This is a genomic window from Megamonas sp. Calf98-2 (assembly GCF_900110235.1).
Taxonomy (GTDB): Bacteria; Bacillota; Negativicutes; order Selenomonadales; family Selenomonadaceae; genus Megamonas; species Megamonas funiformis.
Window position 1 is genome coordinate 62,069 of record NZ_FOCY01000002.1, and the last position, 16,188, is coordinate 78,256.

The 16,188-nt window shown below is 32.2% G+C and carries 14 protein-coding genes and 1 riboswitch; of the genes, 2 read left to right on the forward strand and 12 right to left on the reverse strand.

Annotated features, from left to right (window positions below; genetic code table 11):
* The first annotated feature begins 117 nt into the window (after positions 1–117).
* Complete coding sequence (locus tag BMX03_RS00965) at positions 118–963, forward strand: AraC family transcriptional regulator (RefSeq protein WP_015562384.1); 846 nt, start codon at positions 118–120, stop codon at positions 961–963.
* A 1-nt stretch (position 964) separates the two neighbouring features.
* On the opposite strand, the gene BMX03_RS00970 is transcribed toward BMX03_RS00965, so the two are convergent.
* From BMX03_RS00970 to BMX03_RS01025, 12 genes are all read right to left on the reverse strand, one after another.
* Positions 965–2,611, reverse strand: coding sequence for a glycoside hydrolase family 36 protein (locus BMX03_RS00970; protein WP_091693256.1), 1,647 nt, complete (start codon positions 2,609–2,611; stop codon positions 965–967).
* 162 nt (positions 2,612–2,773) lie between these two features.
* Positions 2,774–3,562 carry a GTP cyclohydrolase FolE2 gene (folE2, locus tag BMX03_RS00975; protein ID WP_008538116.1) on the reverse strand — a complete coding sequence of 263 codons (789 nt, stop codon included), beginning with the start codon at positions 3,560–3,562 and terminating at the stop codon, positions 2,774–2,776.
* Between the two features lie 4 nt (positions 3,563–3,566).
* Positions 3,567–4,292: a 7-cyano-7-deazaguanine synthase QueC gene (gene queC, locus BMX03_RS00980; protein WP_022227878.1), complete on the reverse strand. Its 726-nt coding sequence runs from the start codon at positions 4,290–4,292 to the stop codon at positions 3,567–3,569.
* A gap of 52 nt (positions 4,293–4,344) precedes the next feature.
* Positions 4,345–6,153: a Stk1 family PASTA domain-containing Ser/Thr kinase gene (pknB, locus tag BMX03_RS00985; protein WP_091693258.1), complete on the reverse strand. Its 1,809-nt coding sequence runs from the start codon at positions 6,151–6,153 to the stop codon at positions 4,345–4,347.
* A gap of 1 nt (position 6,154) precedes the next feature.
* Complete coding sequence (locus BMX03_RS00990) at positions 6,155–7,576, reverse strand: peptidoglycan D,D-transpeptidase FtsI family protein (protein WP_091693260.1); 1,422 nt, start codon at positions 7,574–7,576, stop codon at positions 6,155–6,157.
* Positions 7,577–7,578: 2 nt separating this feature from the next.
* Entirely contained in the window at positions 7,579–8,823 is a 1,245-nt protein-coding gene (locus BMX03_RS00995) for an FtsW/RodA/SpoVE family cell cycle protein (protein ID WP_018999003.1), read from the reverse strand.
* On the reverse strand, positions 8,820–9,527 hold the full coding sequence (locus BMX03_RS01000) for a Stp1/IreP family PP2C-type Ser/Thr phosphatase (RefSeq protein ID WP_091693262.1): 708 nt from the start codon (positions 9,525–9,527) through the stop codon (positions 8,820–8,822). Before BMX03_RS01000 ends, BMX03_RS00995 begins: the two co-directional genes overlap by 4 nt.
* Before the next feature lie 5 nt (positions 9,528–9,532).
* Entirely contained in the window at positions 9,533–9,973 is a 441-nt protein-coding gene (locus BMX03_RS01005; RefSeq protein WP_008538123.1) for an FHA domain-containing protein, read from the reverse strand.
* Positions 9,974–10,140: 167 nt separating this feature from the next.
* Complete coding sequence (gene cas6, locus BMX03_RS01010; protein WP_022227882.1) at positions 10,141–10,845, reverse strand: CRISPR-associated endoribonuclease Cas6; 705 nt, start codon at positions 10,843–10,845, stop codon at positions 10,141–10,143.
* 136 nt (positions 10,846–10,981) lie between these two features.
* Entirely contained in the window at positions 10,982–13,039 is a 2,058-nt protein-coding gene (glyS, locus tag BMX03_RS01015; RefSeq protein WP_091693264.1) for a glycine--tRNA ligase subunit beta, read from the reverse strand.
* A 2-nt stretch (positions 13,040–13,041) separates the two neighbouring features.
* Positions 13,042–13,920: a glycine--tRNA ligase subunit alpha gene (gene glyQ / locus BMX03_RS01020; RefSeq protein WP_008538126.1), complete on the reverse strand. Its 879-nt coding sequence runs from the start codon at positions 13,918–13,920 to the stop codon at positions 13,042–13,044.
* Between the two features lie 320 nt (positions 13,921–14,240).
* Positions 14,241–15,467, reverse strand: a complete 1,227-nt coding sequence (locus BMX03_RS01025; RefSeq protein ID WP_091693267.1) for a cytosine permease — start codon at positions 15,465–15,467, stop codon at positions 14,241–14,243.
* 65 nt (positions 15,468–15,532) lie between these two features.
* Positions 15,533–15,639: riboswitch (TPP riboswitch) on the reverse strand.
* 163 nt (positions 15,640–15,802) lie between these two features.
* On the opposite strand from BMX03_RS01025, the gene rplS reads away from it, so the two are divergent.
* Entirely contained in the window at positions 15,803–16,144 is a 342-nt protein-coding gene (rplS, locus tag BMX03_RS01030; protein WP_008538128.1) for a 50S ribosomal protein L19, read from the forward strand.
* The last annotated feature ends 44 nt before the right edge of the window (positions 16,145–16,188 follow it).

The following is a 16,188-nucleotide window of genomic DNA, read 5'->3' on the forward strand; positions in this document are numbered from 1 at the left end:
TTTCATTATAATTAAAGCCAATTAAATAAAATATTTTCCCAATTCTTTTAATTGACATCATCTCTCGTTAACTTTAGGATAAATAATATAAATATATTTTAAAAATGAGGTGTACTTATGGCTGATGTTGCAATTATGGAATATAAAACTAGTTCTAAAGATTTATATTTAGTATCCTGTGGCTGGGAAAAATGTGGTGCTACACATTCTTATGGACCAGCTGTTCGCAATTATTATATGCTTCATTTTATCTTGAAAGGTCAAGGTCATTATTATTTAAATAATAAACATTATAAATTAAATGAAAATCAATGTTTTCTCACAGAACCTGGAACAGTAACTTTATATAAAGCAGAACCTACAAACCCATGGACTTATACATGGATTTGTTTCAATGGCGATTATGTACCCCACTTACTTAAACAATCAAATTTAAATACAGATAATCCCATCATCAATCTATCTTGCAATCAAACCATCTATGAAATAATCAAAGAAATGCTCTCTTATCATCAACTCACACCTGCAAATGAATGTTATCTACAAAGTAAATTATATCTCATTTTTGCTAAACTTCATGAGGCTTTACAAAGTGTTTATAACAAGATCGAATTAAATAATAGTTTTTATGTAACCAAAGCAATTGAATATATCGAAAAAAATACTTTTACTAATCTAAGTGTAAATGATATCGCTAGATATCTCAATATCAGCAGAAGTCATTTATATGCATTATTTAAACAAGAATTAAATACTTCGCCACAGCAATTTTTAACTAATGCTAAAATAGCAAATGCACGTGAACTTTTAAGCAAAACGAAAATCCCTATTTATAGCGTAGCTTTATCATGTGGCTATAAAAATGCTTTTGCTTTTTCACGTGCATTTAAACAAGTTACGAATATCTCTCCACGAGAATATCGTCAACACTATCTCCAACCAAACGATTTAGTAAAATATTAAATCATTCTGTCATGGATAAAAAAGTTTGATAACGTATTGTATTTGGATTGAATTTCAAGCCAGTTTCTTCAAACCATTGATATTTACAATCTATATCATGGTCTTTATCCTGCCAATGCTCTGGGCAAGTAGTTTCTTCCCAATCAACAGGAATTACATGATGTTCTTGCTTAGATGCTACTTTTAAAATCTCATGTAATTCTTGTTTTTCTGTTTCATCTAAAATATTTGGTCTAACAGAAATAAATAAAGGTGTTCCACTTTGCGCTAATACATCTGCCCATTGTTTATTCATTGACCATGAAATACCGCCATCAATACCTACACAATCAGCATCAATTTCATAAAATTTACCATGCTGAGGTAGACGGAAAGCTAATGTATTCACACCCATAAATCTAGTTCTTTCCCAATCTACTCCACTTGTATCATCACCTGTACGATTGATATGCATATAACCTGCACCTAAATGACCTATAGTATTACAGCCAAGTATCAAAGTCTCTCCGTTTGAAGCTTCCACACTTGCATCTAAAATAGCTTTATATAATAATTTCACTACTTCAGCACTTGTCAAACTATCATCATAAAAATGCCAACCATCATCTGTTACAAGTGGACTCATTTGAAAGCCCCATTTGCCAAATAAATCAAAAGTAGAAAAATCATGTTTAATTAAAGTATATCCCCAATTACAAATTCTCTTGATATCTTCTTTAATATAATTGAGTGCTTCTGGATTAGTTGGGTCAATACAATTATTGTGTGATAATCTCCACTCATTTTTTATATTTTCATCTTCATTTAATAATAATCTTACCCAAATACCTGGACGCACACCTTTTTGCACTAATTTCTCAGCTAAAGCTTTCATATCTGGGAATTTCTCATTTCCTTTTGTCCATGGACCACCATTATATTCATTTAAACGGTGATGTTCTTGCCAACAATCATCAATAACCATATATGGTTTATTTTCTATATCTTTTGTTAAATTTAAAATATAATCACAATCAGCTAGAATTTCACTTTCTGAACTTTTGCCATAAGCATAATACCAGTTATTGCTACCATAAACAGGATATTTAGGCAAAATTGGGTCTTCACACATCTGACCGCAAAATTCTTGCATAGCTTCAAAACTAGTGCAATCACGCATTTCACAAGCTATAACATCAGCAAGCTTAATCACTCTACCTTTTAGATTTACACCGCTACCACCACAGCGAACATCTAAAAATAAAGTCATACCTAAAGAATCCACTTGCCAAAAACACATTGCTGAAGGTCTTACCTTTACCCCATAACAAATAGATTTTGCTTCACTTTTAGCACAGAAATACCATGGCATAAAACGATTAGGATTCATACCTTTCCATTCCATATCACCATATCCACGTTCCCATGCATCACCTAAAAAGCGAACATTTTTATCCCAACTCAAATTATTCCATCTCAATTTTATCCATTTTACTTTTGAAGTTTGAGCAGTAAGAAAAATAGCTAAATGTTCATTATCCTGATTTAGCTTAACATTTATATCATCTAAATTATAATCATCATTTTCCCATTTAGCAGTTACAGCTTTTGTTTCTGTAGTCAACTCAATAAAATCCGGTCTATTTACTTTCAATATATTCTTTAACATAAACTCACCTCATAATTTTTGTTTTATTATTAATTATGAGAAAATTATATACTTTAAAAGTCAAAAATACCATGATTGCATAAATTATAAACATTGCTAAATGTCTTTTATAAAAAAATAGCCTAGACTATAAAACTATAATCTAGGCTTTAGCTTTAATTTTTATTTTAAATATTCTACATGACTAGCATAAGCATTATGATTATGAATGGACTCAAAGTTTTCACATTCCACAGAGAAATAATGAATATCATCTAATGTTCTAAGTGCTAAAACACAATCACGTAAAATGTCTTCTACAAACTTCGGATTTTCATATGCTTTTTCTGTTACATATTTTTCATCTTCACGTTTTAATAATGGATATAATGGACAAGAAGCTTGTGCTTCTATCAAGCTTACAATATCTTTTATATTTATAGCTGTTTTTTTGCCATCATAATTTATTTTTACAGAAATAATACTGCGTTGATTATGTGCCCCATATGCTGAAATTTCTTTACTGCATGGGCAAAGAGATGTTACTGGTATTTTTATAGCTAGTGTAAATGGCATAGAGTTTTTACTAGCTGTTTTTACAGCACTTACTTTGCAATCTAAATCTAATAAAGATTTTTTGCCACTAACAGGAGCAGTTTTTTCTATAAAATATTTAAAACTCATGGACAAATGTGCTGAATTAGAACTTAATTTAGTGATAGCTTCATCTAAAATATTGCCTATTTCAGCTTGCCCAATAGGATTGGTATGCCATTTTGTCAAAATTTCTTGAAAACGGCTCATATGTGTACCTTTATATTCCATAGGCAAATCCACAGTAAATTTCAATCTAGCCATAACTGGCTGGCTATGCTGTTCTTGCTTTATTTGTAAAGGTAAATAAACATCGCTAATACCCACTCGTTGAATGGCAATGCCTCGTTTATCTACTCTATTTTGTACATCTTGCAAATTTTCACTCTCCATTTTCATAAGCAATATGATTTTTAGTTACATCATTATAATTTTTTTCATAAGCTATAGGGTCTTTTATTCCTGCTTCAGCAAAACCTCTTAAACGAAGTTTACAGCTATCACAAACACCACAAGCTTTTTCTCTACCATTATAGCAACTGCGAGTTAAATGATACGGTGCTCCTAATTTTGTACCTAATTGAATAATTTCTTTTTTAGATAAAGATTGTAGAGGTGTTACAATCTTTATTTTTTTGCCGTCAACAGCTGTAGTTTTGCAAGCATAATCTGCCATATCCTGGAATTTTTGAATAAATTCTGGTCTACAATCAGGATATCCGGAAAAATCAACTGCATTGACACCGATAAAGATAGCATCAGCTTTTACTACTTCAGCATAACCTAAAGCATAGCTTAAGAAAATCAAATTTCTTGATGGTACATATGTTACTGGAACATCATTATCTTTTCTCTCAACATTACCTTCTGGAACTTTTATATTTTCATCAGTTAGAGCTGAACCGCCAATAGCATTCATATTTGTATCAATAATTAAATGTCTTTTAGCACCAAAGAATTTAGCAATTTCCTTAGCACCTTCTAATTCAATTTTATTACGTTGATGATAGTTAAAACTTATAGGATATAAATCATATCCTTGTTGTTTTGCCACTGCCATACAAGTTGTAGAATCTAATCCACCTGATAATAAAATAACAGCATTCATTAAAAATCCTCCTTTAATATTTATTTCATAAAACTAATTTAATTCTATTATACTAATCTCTTTGTCTTTGTGGAACTTCTATCGCTGGTTTTTCTGGCGTTGTTGTATTAGTTGTTCCCGTATTAGTAGTATTTGTTTGTTCATTTTTATCTGGTACATTTGTATTTGTGCTATTTTCATGTCTATCTGCACTACCAGAAGATACAGTCAATTCAATAGTAGTGCCTGTTTCTACTTGAGAACCAGCTGATACACTTTGTGCTGTTACACTACCAGATGAAGCACTTGCACTTACATTAAATCCTTGCGCTTCTAGCGTAGCTCTTGCAGAATCTACAGATTGTCCAACTACATTTGGTACAGATACTTTTTTAACTTCTTTACCTTTACTTATTACAATATCTATATTAGCACCTTTTTTAACTTTATTATTAGCAGATATAGATTGTTTTAATACTGTTCCACTTGGTTTATCAGAATACTCTGCTGTAACTTGACCAATCTTCAATTTCAATTTAGCAAGTTGATTTTCTGCTTCACTTTGGCTCAAACCTACTAAATTAATCATATTGATTTCTTCTCCGCCTTTACTTATATAAATAGTAACTAAGCGAGATTCTTTTACAGTTTTACCAGCTTCTGGAGTTTGTGAAGCAACTTTTCCCACTGGCACTGACTCATCAAAGGTTTCTGCTACTTCTACACGCAAGTTTTCTGCTTTCAAAGTTTCTTCAGCCTGTGCTTGACTCATACCTACTACATTTGGCACTTCTACAGTTTTACTGCTCCAAAAATCACCATAGGATAAAAATGCACCTACACCAAAACCTAACACTAGAATAAAAATCAAGCCCATAATAAATGTTTTATTAAACGAATTCTTTGATTTTTTCTGTGGTTCTACTTTATTTTCTTGGTATACAGGCTGACTATAATTTGGTATTACTGTAGTTTTCTTAGGTTCAATATTTTGTAATTGTTCTATTTCTTCACTAGTAAGCACTCTTGTTGCAAACGGGTCTTCTGTTGGTACATTAACCTTTGCAAATGGTTTTCTTTTTGCCTGTTCAATTTCTTTAATCATTTCTGTACTAGAGAAACGATTATCTGGATTTTTATCCATTGCTTTTAATACTATAGCTTCAACAATTGCTGGTATATCAGGACGCAATTCATGTGGTGGAATTGGTGGTTCTTGAAGATGTTTTATCGCAATACTAACAGCAGTTTCACCTGTAAAAGGAACTTTACCTGTAAGCATTTCATACATTACTACACCTAAAGAATAAATATCTGATTTTGGGCTAATAGTATGACCTTTTGCTTGTTCTGGAGAAAAATAATGTACAGAACCTACAATTGTACCTGTATATGTTATTGTTGATGATGATGTAGCTCTAGCTATACCAAAATCAGCTACTTTTACATGACCTGCTTCATTAATCAAGATATTATGCGGTTTAATATCACAATGTACAAGATGGTTTGCATGGGCATTTTCTAAAGCTTCTGCTATTTCCTGTACAATTTTAAGTGTTACATCTATTGGTAAAGGAGCTTCACGATTTATTTTATCTTTTAAAGTTTCTCCTTTTATATATTCCATTACTATATAGTATTTACCATCACAAGAGCCTACATCATAAATACTAACAATATTCGGATGTGATAATTTAGCAGCTCCTTGAGCTTCACGACGAAATCTTGTTACAAATGATTCATCACTTGTAAATTGCGGATGTAAAATTTTAACAGCCACGAAACGGTCTAACATCTTATCATGAGCGCGATAAACTTCTGCCATACCACCGTCGCCTATACGTTCAATTAATTCATAACGATTGTCTAAGAGCGTAGACATTTTACTTCCCTTCCTTTGCTAAAATACTTGTGAGTATATTTTTTATAATAGGTGCAGCCTCACTACCACCAAATCCGCTATTTTCTACGATAACAGCAAATGCAATATCTTCATTTGGCATATTTGCACAACCAATAAACCAAGCGTGGTCTTTGCCTGTAGAATTTTCAGCAGTACCTGTTTTACCTATCATTTCAATACCAGAAACTTTGGCTCTTGTACCTGTACCATGATTAATAACATTTTTCATATCTTCATAGATGATATTTATTGTTTCTGGTGAAGATACTTGTCGCCAAGTCATCGGTTGATGTTGTTCTAAAATACTATTATCTGGAGCTGTAATGGCATTTACTACGAAAGGTTTCATCATGATACCTTCATTCCCTATACTTCCAGCTAACATAGCCATGCGAAGCGGTGTTACGAGTAAAGTAGATTGCCCAATACCTACTTGAGCAAATTCTCCATCACTTAAATTATCAAAATCAGGTAATTGTGGTTTATTGTTGATGAAATCTGTATCAAGTTCTTGGTCATAACCAAAACGAGAGAAAGTTTCTTTTAAACCATCACTACCTAAACGTATACCCATTGTACCAAAATAACTATTACAAGATTCCTCTATAGCTTTGGCTAAATTCACACCACCGTGAACTTCTCCACTACTATCTGATAGAGAATATCCTCCGCTTAATTGTAAAGCCCCTGTACAATTAACCACAGTATCTGTAGTCGCTACTCCACTTGTCAATACACCATCACCTATCATAGGCTTGATTACTGAACCTGGTGGATATAAACCTTGACTAGCACGATTTAATAAAGGACTATTTTCATCTACACGAAGATTATCCCAATCTTCATCAATCGTATTGGGATTAAACATTGGTCTACTAACCATTGCTAATACTTCACCAGTTTTACGATTTAAAACTACAACTGCCCCTTTGCGATTACCTAAAGCGTCATAAGCTGCTTGTTGATAGTCTGCATTGAGTGTTAAATGAACATCATTTCCCACATTTTGTTCAAAAATTTGAGAAATAGGCCCTAATGCATGCAATACTAAATTATTACCAGCAAGATAAGTATTTTGCGTACTTTCTATGCCAGCATAACCTAATTTATCGCTTACATAACCAATTGGCGAAGCGAAAATCTCGCCATAAGGATATACCCTTTTAAATCCATCTTTTTCCACTGTAGTATCTGCAAGCACCACGCCATTTCTATCTAAAATTTTACCGCGTTGTACTTGTAATGCTTTTTCTGCTACATGTGAATTATGACTATCTTTTAATAAATCTTCAGCTTGATATATTTGAATATATGCTAGATTAATAAAGATTATTGCAAATAAGCCAATAAATACTTTTACGATTGTATATATATGTTTATCTATACTATTTTGTCTATGCAAACTTATCTCTCCTTACTACTGAGAGCATATAATAGCCCTAGTGAAATGAAAGATGAAACCATAGAACTACCACCATAACTAATAAAAGGTAAAGTAATACCTGTGAGTGGTAACAGCTTAGTTACACCAGCTAATATGATAAATGTCTGTAATAATAAAGTTATAGCTAAGCCAAATGCCATCAATTTATATTTTTCATTAGTCAAAAGTAAAGCAGCTTTTATGCCTCGCATAAATAATAATAAATATGCCAACAATAAAAAGGTTACACCTATTAAACCAAATTCTTCTCCAATAGCAGCAAAAATAAAATCAGTATGAACTTCTGGTATTAAACGAGGAAAGCCAGATGTATATCCTGTGCCGAAAACTCCGCCATAACCAAAAGCAAATAATGATTGTACTATTTGATAAGCACTGCCCATCGGGTCGTCCCAAGGATGTAACCAAATAGCTACACGAGTTTGCACGTGAGCAAACAATAAATAACTTATATATGAAGATAATGAAAAGAAAAATAATGCTATCGCTACATATAATTTTTTACCTGTAGCTACATAAGTCATGATGACAACTATGCCAAAAAATAATAATGCTGAGCCTAAATCTCGAAGACTTACAAACATCAAAATTGATGCACTCCATATCAATAACAATGGAGCTAAAAATCTAAATGGCGGTAAATGAATGAATTTCCAGCCACGGCTAGGCAATACTAAGACATTTTTATTTTCGGATAAAAACGAAGATAAAAAGGCTATAATCAATAATTTCGCAAATTCTGAAGGCTGTACTTGAATAGGCCCTAAGATAATCCAGTTACGATTACCACCGATATCTGTACCAAATATAAGTACAGAACAAATAATTATCAAAGCCCCAAATCCTAGTACATAAGGATAATCCAATAATTCTAACAACCTATCAGATACTGTTACAATTATCAAAAATACAATAAGCCCTATACATATCCATACTATCTGATGCATATATAAATCTGGCTTCAATCGCAAAATCATGATAGCACTGATACTCGACATAAACATGACTAATGATAATAAATAATTATCCGCATTTTTTCGCAATCTGACGCTTATTATCTGTACTACGATAAAAATAACAGATAATATTCCGGCTGGAATAAATGCTTCATTAGTCAAAGTATTATTTTTGATATTGATTAATAATGTACCCAAAAATAATAATAAAATTGAAAATACTAATGTAATATATCCCTTTTTTATCATGATATTTCCACCACGATACATGTAATATTGTCTTTTCCACCATAATTAATAGCTCTTTGTACTAAATGTTGAGCTTTATCTTTTATATTACTATCATAACAGATATTTTTTAGCTCCTCATTATCCACCATATTTGTAAGACCATCAGAGCAAATAAGGAATTTATCCGCTTGTAAAATATCACAATAACCTGTATCTACATTTAAATTCACAGAAACACCAGCTGCTCTTGTTAAAATATTCTTATGTGGATAATTTTCAGCTTCCTGTGCTGTGATTTTATTTTGTTTTAATAATTCATTCACCAAAGAATGGTCATTTGTCAATTGATAAATTTGACCATTACGCAATAAATAAATCCTGCTATCACCTACATGAGCCCATGTGGCATAACCATAATGAACATAAAATAAACTAATCGTAGTCCCCATGCCATTATAATCAGGATTTTCACTAGAAGCTCTCATAATTTGTTTATTCGCTTCTAAGACAACAGATTTTAAACATTCTTCACTACATTCATCAGGATTTTTATTCTCCAAATGAAATTTTATAGTATCCACCATTATGCGACTGGCAATCTCTCCAGCTGCATGTCCTCCCATGCCATCTGCAACTGCATAAATATGTGGTTCAATACAAAGATAACTATCTTCATTTGTAGTACGTACACAACCAATATCAGTAGCATGAGTAATTATCATAGCTCTCACCTCTCAAAACGGAATGATACACAACCTATTTTTATAACATCACCATTTTGTAAAAATTCTTTGCCATTAAGAATATTACCATTTATATAGGTGTGATTTCGACTTTGTAAATCCTCAATCTGATAAAGATTGCGAACTGGACTAATAACAGCATGATGATGTGATACATAAATATCATCTAATACAATATCATTTTCTTTACCTCTACCGATAGAGATTTGACCAGAAAAAGATATTTTCTTATTAGCCAATTTAGGATCTGCTGCTTCTAGTACTATTAAAGCCACTTCATTTTGTGCAGATTCTTCTTTCACTGGCTTTAAGCTGGAAGTACTTTTCAAATCTTTGAACATGGATTTTACAGTTACAAAAATATAACCACAGATACAAAGAAGCATTCCATACTGTAGTGCTACTAAAAAAGCTTTACTTGCCATTTGACCACCTCATCAAAGATATATCAATACTTTATTATAGGCATAAATCCTAGATAAAGCAACTTCAAAACCATTATTATAATAAAGTTTTTTCCTAATTATATATATAAATCTTTCTATAAAAAAACTAGATAATCAAGTTTTTTCCTCAATCATCTAGTTTGAATTTATAGCCAACGATAATTCACAAAACCTGCTCCTCGTGAATTCATCTCACCTAAGCCCACGCCTAAAGATAAATATGCCATTTCTTGAGATTTTTCATCATCTAAGACAGCAAGACGCACTTTATCGCCGAGAAGTTTTATATTTTTATATTTCATTGGCACAGGTGTTTTATTTAAAAATTCTATAGTGGAATAAAATTTTTCCATATTTATTTCATCTTTATCATTTATATCGCCTTTGAAATTATTTATTTTCTTAGTTAAATTAATAATAAATCGCTGTTCAAATTCTTCTTGACTCATGCAATTTTTCCAATAACCATTTTCTGCCTTAATTATCATTGGTGTCAAAGTATAGATAAATTCTATTATCTTTCGTGGCAAAACTCTTTTTTCTGCTGTCAGCCCTTTAAATTCTCTAGTATTTATATTTGGACAAACTTCATAGAAAAATTCTGCCATATCCTCATCAATAGTTCTGATGGTCAAAGTATATATCTTGCCTTTTTTATAGATTTTATCTTTTTCCAATGGCGATAATAAATCATAGCAATAATTTTTATATGTATTTGTATTATGTAATTTTCCTAGATTTTCTTTTGCAAATAAACTTTTATCAATAAATCTAGTCAACATAATTTGCACATCTTGTGCCATGATATCCTTTAATAAATATAATTTTATGCGTATCTGATAAACTTTCATCAAAATGCCCCTTTCTTTGAATTTACCAAGTGATATATTCATCTTTATGCAAAAATGCTGATAGATCAATAATTATAACAAAAAAGCTAGATAGTTAAACCTAACATTTAACTACCTAGCCTTTTATCAATCATTCTTATAATACGATTTTACCGAAATCTGCAATAGATTTAATAAGTGTATCAATATTTTTAAGAAGTGCAAGACGATTATTTTTAATTTGTTCGTCTTTATCCATAACCATTACATTATCAAAGAAATTATTGATTGGTGCAGTAAGTTCCTGCATTTTATCAATAGCTGTTTTATAATCTTTATTATTTAAAGCAGTTTCTACATCTTTAGCTACTGCTACATAAGTATTATAAAGAGCTTTTTCTTCATCTAATGTAAATAATGCTTCATTAATAACATTATTTTCTGCTTTTTTGCTGATGTTACCTACACGTACAAAAGCTTGAATTGCATCATTTAATACACCAGAAGCGATTTCTTGAGCTGTTACACAAGCTTTAGCATAAGTACCTGCAACTTCATCTGCATTTTCAAGTACAGCGTCAATAATATCATAGCGAACATCATTATCGCCAAGTACATTTTTAAGACGTAAAGTGAAGAATTCTGCTACATTTTTCTGGATTTCAGCACGTTTTTCACTATCAGTGATATTAAGTAAATCCATTGCTTTATCTGCAATTTCACTGATGGAAATAGTGTAGTTTGCTTCAATGATTGTATGCACAATGCCAAGAGCTTGACGGCGAAGTGCAAATGGATCTTGAGAACCTGTTGGTACAAGTCCACGACTGAATGTAGCTACGATATTATCCATTTTATCAGCTAAAGAAACAAGACGACCTGCTACGCTAGCTGGTTCTGCATCACCTGCAAAACGTGGCATATAATGTTCATAAATAGCAGTTGCTACTTCTTGACCTTCACCATCTAAAAGTGCATATTCACGACCCATAATACCTTGAAGTTCAGTGAACTCACAAACCATAGCAGATACAAGGTCAGCTTTTGCTAAGATTGCAGCACGTTTAGTTGTTTTTATTTCAGCTTCTGTAGCATTTACTTTTTCGCCAATGAAAGCAGAAAGTTCTGCTAAACGATTAGCTTTATCATAAATTGTACCAAGACCTTCTTGGAATACTACAGTTTTTAATTTTTCTACATAATCATAAAGACTATGCTTTCTATCTTCATCAAAGAAGAATTGAGCATCAGCAAGTCTTGCACGAAGTACACGTTCATTACCATGCTGTACTTTATCTAAACAATAATCGCCACCGTTGCGAACTGTAATAAATAATGGTAATAAATTGTTATTATCATCTAAAACAGGGAAATAACGCTGATGATCTCTCATTGGAGTCATTACTGCTTCTTTTGGTAATTTAAGATATTTATCTTCAAAAGTTCCACAAAGTGCTGTTGGATATTCTACAAGATAAATTACTTCTTCTAATAAATCTTCAGTGATTTCTGCATGACCATTATGAGCTTTTGCAATTTCTTCAATCTGTGCTTTGATGATATCGCGACGTTTTTCTTGGTCTACAATAATAAATGCATCTTTACAAGCTTGTTCATAATCACTTGCTTTATTGATTGTGAAATCGCCTTCACTTAAGAAACGATGACCACGAGATACGCGACCAGATTTTACATTAGCTACTGTAAAATCAATTACTTCTTCATCATACAAAGCTACGAGCCAACGAAGTGGACGTACAAAGCGGAAATCTAAATCGCCCCAACGCATATTTTTAGGGAAGTTCAAACCTTCTACTAATTCTTTTAATAAAGTAGGTAAAAGTTCTACAGTCTGTTTGCCTTCTTCGCTGGAAACAGCATATACATAACCATCTTTTACTACTAAATCAGCAACATCTACTTTTTTACCACGAGCAAAACCAATAGCTGCTTTTGTAGGATTGCCATCTTTATCAAAAGCGATAGCAGTAGATGGGCCTTTATATTCACTAGATGCACCTTGTTGAGTTTCTGCAAGATTTTTTACTAAAAGTGCAGTTCTGCGAGGTGTACCAAGAGTTGTTACTTCATCAAAATCAAGACGCATTTCTTGAAATTTTGCAGTTGCTTTTTCTTTTAATTGAGCTAAAATTCCTGGCATAAAATGAGCAGGAACTTCTTCTGTACCAATTTCTAATAATAAATCTTTAGCCATTATTATTTTGCTCCTTTCTTCAAGAGAGGATAGCCGAGTTCTTCACGCTGTTTTAAATAACATTGAGCACAAAGACGAGCAAGATTACGTACACGAGAAATAAACGCTGTACGTTCAGATACGCTGATTGCTCCACGAGAATCAAGCAAGTTAAATGTATGAGAACATTTCAATACATAATCATATGCTGGATGAACATAGCCAAGCTCAATTACGCGAACAGCTTCTTTTTCGTATTTATCGAAAAGGTCAAATAAAAGAGCAGTATCTGCAAGTTCAAAGTTATAAGTGGATTGTTCAAATTCATTTTGATGGAATACATCACCATAAGTGTATGTGCCATTCCAATCAATATCATAAACATTTTCTTTTTCTTGAATATACATTGCAATACGTTCAAGACCATAAGTGATTTCAGAAGCTACAGGTTTTACATCAACACTACCTACTTGTTGGAAATAAGTAAACTGTGTGATTTCCATACCATCAAGCCAAACTTCCCAACCAAGACCCCAAGCACCAAGTGTTGGAGATTCCCAGTTATCTTCAACAAAACGGATATCATGTTCTTTTTCATTAATACCGAGTTTTGCTAAGCTCTGTAAATAAAGTTCCTGAATATTATCAGGAGATGGTTTCATAATTACCTGGAATTGATGATGTTGGAATAAACGGTTAGGATTTTCACCATAACGACCATCAGCTGGACGGCGAGATGGTTCTACATATGCTACATGCCAAGGTTCAGGGCCAAGTACACGTAAAAATGTAGAAGGGTTCATAGTACCTGCACCTTTTTCCACGTCATAAGGTTGAGCTAAAATACAGCCTTGCTTAGACCAAAATTCCTGCAAAGTCAGGATAATTTCCTGAAATGTCATAAATATACCTCCTTGATATTCATGGGCGACAAAATAAAAAATCTCGCCCATGTAACAACAAAATGTTACAGGGACGAGATGTATTCCCGCGGTTCCACCCTGATTGACTTAAATATATTTAAGTCCTCTTTAGAATGTTATTTATTATTATAAAGCTCCCTAGTGCCATTCACTTTTTGTAGTCTTACACCATCACTACTCGCTGATTAAAGTTACTTTTCTAGTTCATTGCTGTACATAAAGTCTAGCAAAAGAAAAAATCCTTGTCAATATATTTATGTTGTTTACTTTTAGATTTATGGCTAAATAATAAAATACTTTTAATATCTCTTATTCAAACTAAATCTTTTTGCCCCAATCAATTGATTAACAAAAATATTAATAATGGCTATAGCTAACATAACTGGCACAGTAATCCCAATAAAAGTGCTATAATCAATCAACAATTCATAAGCTATAAAACCAATTAACCATAAAAGACAATTTTTACCAGTGATAAGTGAATTTTGATGATAAATATTATGGCTAAAGAAATATTCAGAAAAAGCAATAGCAAATAACGGTGCAAAAGTTGCTGCTATAAAATAAAGGAAAGTTTCATATTGTTCCATGGATAAGAAAATAGCAAGCAATGTAGAAATTATACATACAAAAAACGCTGTATATTTTACATCTAATTGATTACTGATATGATTTAAACAAATACTTGAAGAATTTATCGTAATGAAATTTGTTGTTACTGTAGATAATAAAATAACAACTAAAGAAATAACACCTAATCCAGATAACATGAAAATATCACAAATATCTGTTATCCCATAATGAACAGCACTACCTAAGCCAATTGTATACATTAAAATACTGCCAAAACAATATGCCACTACACAGCTCAATGTACCTGTAGATTGATTTTTAAGTGTTCTTGTATAATCTGAAATAACTGGCATCCATGATAAACACATAGCAATATTTAATTCTACCACCATGCCAAAACTCATACTTTCATCTAAAGAAGTTACCACTTCATTTGCAGAAACTACAGCCCCAAAACCTAAATATAAAGAAGCAAGCAATAAACAAAGCATTACTACTTTATTTATCTTACTTACAAAATCCATTGTACTAAAAATCCAAATGCAAGGAAAAAGACCTATGATAATTGTCCATAAAATAGTATTTTCTCCCATATTCCATAAAGATGCCATTAATTTATTGAAAGCTTGTGCCCCAATGATGGTCATTATAGAAGTCCAACCTATTAATTGAATAGTATTTAATAGAGAGAAACTAACAGAACCCAACTTACCAAAAGATAAATTAATACTTTCAGAAGCACTGCAACGTTTATTAGCACCGATAATCCCTGCTAAGTAAAGAATAATTCCGCCAATTACATGACCTACTAAAATAGCTAAAAATCCATCTTTCATGCCAAGTGGTGCTAAAAAAGTTCCTGTCATGATTTCAGCCACAGAAACTGCTGTACCAAACCAAATCAATGATACATTAAAACTAGAGTTATTTGTTGATGTAAAAAATGTAGACAAAAAATCACCTCATAAAAAATAAAAATATTAAAAAAAGGAAATAGCCCTGCCATTTCCTTGAAAATACGTAATCAAACTAATATTTCCCTACGTTGGCATTATCCAAATCAGGTCATAGGTCGAAGTTCACAACTTCCTCTCAGCCTGTCTACAAGCTCCCTTTTTCATATTCTGCCTTTAATATAAATTATCCTAAAATATTTGTCAAATTCTCGAAAAATCTCCAAAAAATATATTGCATAGCCCATTTTTATATGATAAAATAGCCTAGTATGCAACAAACGGTCCGCTGTGAGATATTCTTATATGAACGTTTGAATTAAGGAGGAAAAATAATGAATATTATTCAGGCTTTAGAACAGGAACAATTACGTAACGATATCCCTAAATTCATCCCTGGCGATAGCGTTCGCGTACATGTAAAAGTAGTTGAAGGATCCAACGAACGTATTCAGATGTTCGAAGGTGTTGTAATCGCTCGCCAAGGTTCTGGCGTTCGTGAAAACTTCACAGTAAGAAGAATTTCTTATGGTGTTGGTATTGAACGTACTTTCCCAGTACATTCCCCACGCCTTGCAAAAATCGAAGTTACTCGTAGAGGTATTGTTCGTAGAGCAAAACTTTATTATCTTCGTAACCTTACTGGTAAAGCTGCTCGTATTAAAGAAAGACGCTAATATCTTCATAAGAGGGACTGCCTATGGCAAGTCCCTTTTGTTTT

Bases quoted from the DNA above. Each gene is read 5' to 3' on its own strand.
- glyS (WP_091693264.1), bottom strand. From the start codon at position 13,039: ATGGCTAAAGATTTATTATTAGAAATTGGTACAGAAGAAGTTCCTGCT.
- rplS (WP_008538128.1), top strand. From the start codon at position 15,803: ATGAATATTATTCAGGCTTTAGAACAGGAACAATTACGTAACGATATC.
- cas6 (WP_022227882.1), bottom strand. From the start codon at position 10,845: ATGAAAGTTTATCAGATACGCATAAAATTATATTTATTAAAGGATATC.
- pknB (WP_091693258.1), bottom strand. From the start codon at position 6,153: ATGTCTACGCTCTTAGACAATCGTTATGAATTAATTGAACGTATAGGC.
- BMX03_RS00965 (WP_015562384.1), top strand. From the start codon at position 118: ATGGCTGATGTTGCAATTATGGAATATAAAACTAGTTCTAAAGATTTA.
- BMX03_RS01000 (WP_091693262.1), bottom strand. From the start codon at position 9,527: ATGATAATTACTCATGCTACTGATATTGGTTGTGTACGTACTACAAAT.
- BMX03_RS01005 (WP_008538123.1), bottom strand. From the start codon at position 9,973: ATGGCAAGTAAAGCTTTTTTAGTAGCACTACAGTATGGAATGCTTCTT.
- BMX03_RS00970 (WP_091693256.1), bottom strand. From the start codon at position 2,611: ATGTTAAAGAATATATTGAAAGTAAATAGACCGGATTTTATTGAGTTG.
- BMX03_RS00995 (WP_018999003.1), bottom strand. From the start codon at position 8,823: ATGATAAAAAAGGGATATATTACATTAGTATTTTCAATTTTATTATTA.
- queC (WP_022227878.1), bottom strand. From the start codon at position 4,292: ATGAATGCTGTTATTTTATTATCAGGTGGATTAGATTCTACAACTTGT.
- glyQ (WP_008538126.1), bottom strand. From the start codon at position 13,920: ATGACATTTCAGGAAATTATCCTGACTTTGCAGGAATTTTGGTCTAAG.